The sequence below is a fragment of the Hafnia sp. HMSC23F03 genome, from assembly GCF_001816025.1.
Lineage (GTDB): Bacteria > Pseudomonadota > Gammaproteobacteria > Enterobacterales > Enterobacteriaceae > Hafnia > Hafnia paralvei.
Genome location: NZ_KV824195.1, coordinates 1 through 4,671, shown reverse-complemented (window position 1 = coordinate 4,671; position 4,671 = coordinate 1). Strand labels below are relative to the sequence as shown.

At 43.7% G+C, this 4,671-nt stretch carries 4 protein-coding genes; 2 read left to right on the top strand and 2 right to left on the bottom strand.

Annotation, left to right across the window (positions count from 1 at the left end; genetic code table 11):
- Together HMPREF3091_RS03235 and HMPREF3091_RS03230 are read right to left on the bottom strand one after the other, a co-directional pair.
- A partial coding sequence (locus HMPREF3091_RS03235) for an Rpn family recombination-promoting nuclease/putative transposase (RefSeq protein ID WP_070714232.1) occupies positions 1-710 on the bottom strand: 710 nt, incomplete at its 3' end.
- 359 nt (positions 711-1,069) lie between these two features.
- Positions 1,070-1,801, bottom strand: coding sequence for a replication initiation protein (locus tag HMPREF3091_RS03230; protein ID WP_070714230.1), 732 nt, complete (start codon positions 1,799-1,801; stop codon positions 1,070-1,072).
- Between the two features lie 524 nt (positions 1,802-2,325).
- On the opposite strand from HMPREF3091_RS03230, the gene sopA reads away from it, so the two are divergent.
- Both sopA and HMPREF3091_RS03220 read left to right on the top strand, forming a co-directional pair.
- The gene (sopA, locus tag HMPREF3091_RS03225) at positions 2,326-3,492 is read left to right on the top strand and encodes a plasmid-partitioning protein SopA (RefSeq protein ID WP_070714229.1); all 1,167 of its coding nucleotides are present in this window, start codon (positions 2,326-2,328) and stop codon (positions 3,490-3,492) included.
- A complete protein-coding gene (locus tag HMPREF3091_RS03220) occupies positions 3,489-4,454 on the top strand; it encodes a ParB/RepB/Spo0J family plasmid partition protein (protein WP_070714234.1) in 966 nt (321 codons plus the stop codon). The genes sopA and HMPREF3091_RS03220 overlap by 4 nt, the downstream gene beginning before the upstream one ends.
- The last annotated feature ends 217 nt before the right edge of the window (positions 4,455-4,671 follow it).

Sequence of the window (4,671 nt, the reverse complement as noted above, 5' to 3'; positions counted from 1 at the left end):
ACACGCTGTGCCAGTTCGCGAACAAAGGCTTCGGCGTCTGAAGTATTGCCTGCCTGTAAGATATAGTGTACCAGCGATACCACCTGTGTTGAAGAGAGATATCCTGCTAGCAGAGTTGTGGCCAGTTTGTCGATTAACTCCGCCAGATCCCGCTGATGGATATGTTTTTGCAGTAATGTCAGTGCGGCCATACGACGATGACCAATAATCTCATCATCAGGAATAACAGTGACATCAACCAGAGGGAAAGCTGTGCTGTAAAGTTTTGTTGCGAGCTCAGGGTTATCAAATTCATCCAGCCAACGAGTGGAGTATGGGTAAGGGCTACGCTTACCAACATAAAACAGCACGGGTATCACCAGAGGCAACTTTTTATGGCCTGCTTCAAGGTGGCGTTGCATAGCCGCGACAGAGTAACGCAATAACCTGAACGCCATGTGTTTATCTGGTGATGATTGATGCTCAATCAACACATGCACATAGCCATCCCCTTCCATCGTTTTCACACTATAGAGCACGTCGCTGAAATACTGACGAAGATCATCCTCGACAAAAGAACCAGATTCCAACTTCAGCGTACTGAGGTCACAGATAGCACGCAGCTCAGTGGGAAGGTGCAACTCCATAAAATCGCGGGCAATATCAGGTTGTGCGAGAAATTGCCTGAATGTCGCATCATGAGGCGTTGGGGTCGTGCTTTTCTTTTTCATCGTTTCTGACTCTGAGAATGACGCCTGTATTTTACCATAAAGATAGATGATGTCCTTTATCCCTCATACAAGCATGGTGAGTTAACCCTATACGTTTTACTTTCTCTTCTCTCAGCTCAGCGTAGAGGGAGAAGGTATGGGAAAAAGCCCAACTTTGCCTATTCTTAGCAAGAACTATAATCGGGGGTTTTTGGGTAAGTTTGCGAGAATAGGATATGGAACGATCGATCAATTTTTCAGCTAGTAACATCAGAAGCTATGACTAAATTAAAAACGGGGAATCTCTAGATACCATTTTTTGTAAGCAGACTGCTGAACCGAAGAGAACATAAACAAAGAGTGTGGGAAACAGGCCAACTTTAGCCGTTCCTGTCAACAATAGTGAAAATCAGTTTTCCATCTTCATTTTGTGTCATAGCTGCTTTTAACGGTGTGTTTTCGTTAATTTTCTTCAGCGCAGGGTTGAGGAATGTTCGCTTCATTTCTGCAAAATTGTTGCGCTGAGATTCTGGGAGAAGGAATCTATCTGACAACCAATCTGGTGTTGTGATCCAAATACCAGATGAGCGGAATTGGCATAGACTTTCATATAAACGAATAACTCTTACACTATTGATTTTTCCGCAGTCATAAAGCGAATAAGTCGTGAACTGGCTCGTTAACCCCATCAAGTAAGGCATGACTTTATAGTTAAATTCAATTTGCCATTTTCCCCTTCCCCGCTTCAAACCAGCTTCAGCTAACCATGGTCGTTTAACCTCTTCGAATTCACCTTCGCGAGGATAGAAAGTCACATTGCTGTCTGCTAGAGCACTTACACCTTTTTTAACGTCAGTGGAGGCGGTATCAACGCCAACCTTAAAAAATTTTTGGTAATCAGCCACAGTGATTGTGAATAACGGTGAAATAGATTCCGGCTCATCTTTTAAGTGGTAGCACTGCATCAAGCAAAGCCAAAGGACGCGCTTAGCTTGCAGAGGCAGGTAATACGCAGCTTCAGTCAATTCATTTGACTGACTGATATTTATCGGTTTTTTAGCAAGACGAGTGTTTTCGATCATGGGCGTGTGGGGTGAATTTATAGTACCCATATACTGGCATGCCTTGCCGTTATCGACAAGTAAAATGGAAGGTTATCCACAAGAGATTAAGCAAAGCTCAAACTTGGGGTGTTTCCCATAGTAACTTGGGGTATTACCCATAAGTACTTGGTGCATTACCCATACAAACTTGCTCTATCTCCCATATTAACTTGGTGAGTTTCCCATAGATAAAGCCAGCAAGCCCAGATTGGGCGAGGCCTGCAGGCTATCTAAAAAGCTTTAAAAAGGATAAAAATATATAAAATGTTATAAAAATAAGGTGGTGGATAAGTGGATAACCTTAGGCAAATAAACTTGGGGTATTTCCCATAGTCACCATATCGATAGAAATGTGAACGTGCCCAGTTGGGTATCGAGACTTTTACGCTTCCTCGCCGGCTCACTCGCGATGCTCGGTCACTGGCTGCGGCGAGCGTTGATATTCAATTCCAATATATTTGCGTTATTTTAGTTGTTTTGCGTGTTTTTTGATGTTTTACTATAAAAATGCAAACTACATAGAGATAATACTTATGGATCTAAAGTCAACTCTTGACCGCTGTATTGAGCGTGGGCAGTTCATGACTCAAGAAATTGCTAAATCACAATTTGGTAATGACAGTCCGGCTGCTCGAACGATTACTCGGCGCTGGCGTATTACTGAAGCGGCAGAACTTGTTGGAGTGACACCTCAAACGATCCGTAACTATGAAGACTCAGGCAAACTGCCCCCTCCTGAGACCGCTATGATTGGCCGCGTTGAGCAGCGAACTGGGTATTCCATTCAACAAATTAATGATATGCGGGATGTGTTTAAAACAAGATTATCCAAACCAGAAGGTGAAAACCCTGTTGTTCTTGCGATTGCTGCTCATAAAGGTGGTGCATACAAGACATCAACGTCTGTGCATATTGCTCAATGGATGGCGTTGCAAGGGTTGCGAGTTTTGTTGATTGATGCAACTGATCCTCAAGCGACGGCCTCCTTATATCATGGCTATGTTCCAGACCTGCATATACATGAAGAAGACACTTTATTGCCTTATTATCTTGGCCAACGAGATGATGCTGCCTATGCGATAAAGCCAACTTGCTGGCCAAATCTTGAAATCATACCGTCTTGTCTTGCAGTGCATCGTATTGAGTCGGAAATTTATAGCTTGCACGATCAGGGGAAATTACCTGTCGGTCCTCATCTTTTATTACGAGCGGCCATTGAGTCCGTCTGGGATAGCTATGATGTTGTGGTGTTAGACAGTGCACCGAATTTAGGCATCGGAACTATCAATGTCGTGTGCGCTGCTGACGTTATCGTAGTGCCTACTCCGGCTGAGCTTTATGACTATGTTTCCACGTTGCAATTTTTCACCATGCTTAGAGATTTAATGTCAAATATTGATCTCAATGGATTTGAGCCTGATGTACGCGTTTTAATTACTAAATTTAGTAATGCGATCGGCAGTCAGTCCCAGTGGATGGACGATCAGATAAGGAATGCATGGGGGGGAATGGTGCTGAAAGAAGTTGTTCGCGTGACGGACGAAGTCGGGAAAGGTCAAGTAAGAATGCGTACTGTATTTGAACAGGCCGCTAACCAGCGCTCAACCCCAGCTGCGTGGCGTAATGCGGTTTCTATTTGGGAGCCTGTTTGCGCAGAAATTTTCAACCGGTTAGTTAAACCTCGTTGGGAGAATGCATAATGAAAAGGCAGCCCGTATTACGCAACGCACCTTCTATAAATTTTGATGACGCTAAACCGGCGATCGGCAATGTAGAATCTCCGGTATCTGCTCCAGCCGTTAGTCAGCTTGCCTCTCGAGTGAGTGGCATGAAAGGCAATACGATTGTATTACCGGTAGCGGGTAAAGACGTTACGTTCGCGCTGAAAATTGTTTCTGCTTCTGATGTTGAAGCTAAAACAACCGTTTTTGGGGGGAATGAACGTAATCAAGCATTGTTATGTGAATCATCATTAGACGACCTTATCCCTTCATTTTTGACATCAGGCCAACAGATCCCTGCTTTTGCCCGTGAGCGTAACGGCAATATTGAGGTAGCAGATGGAAGTCGTCGTCGTAAGGCTGCAATACTTACTGGAAGCGACTATAAAGTTTTAGTCGGTAACCTTACAGATGAACAAATGTTATGGTTGTCTCAAATTGCTAATGACTACCGCCCAACGAGTGCCTATGAACGAGGTCTTCGCTACGCTCAACGGCTAACATCTGAATGCGACGGTAATATTAGTAAGTTGGCTGAGGTTGAGCATATCTCACGCAAAATCATTCAACGTTGTATTAAAACAGCGGAGCTGCCCCTTAAAACTATTCAGCTGTTTGCTAATCCGAATGAGTTGAGTGCACGCAGTGGCGAGACATTAAATAAAGCTTATGAGGATAACTTTGACGCGCTAAAGCTGGTTACTCATAAGCTGATGAAGCAAAAACAGGAAGGTCGTCAGTTCACTACGGAAGAATTGATCGCCGCTTTGATGCCTGAGAGAAAGCCGTCAGAAAAAATTCATAAAAAGAATTTTGGCAAAAATATAGAAGCTAAATATTCAAAAGACAGTGTTTCTTTCCACCTCAAATCTTCGCCAGAGCCTTTGGTTAAACAAATTGAAGCGCTCTTGCGTGCCTATGCAAAAGAGCATTCGTTGTAGTGTCTGAATGAGATCAAAACAAGGCGGGTTGCCTACCCGCCTTTGTCTGGTACACGTCCATTGTTTCTATCTCATCCTTTATGTATTCCCTCCAACTTTCAAAATTCATTTCTAAATCTGAACTGTGTTTCCTACTCCCCATCTAGCACTTGATATTCGATTGGGACCGTGGTCCCAATCGCCGACGTTGGCATTGAATATTTAAGTGGGACCGTGG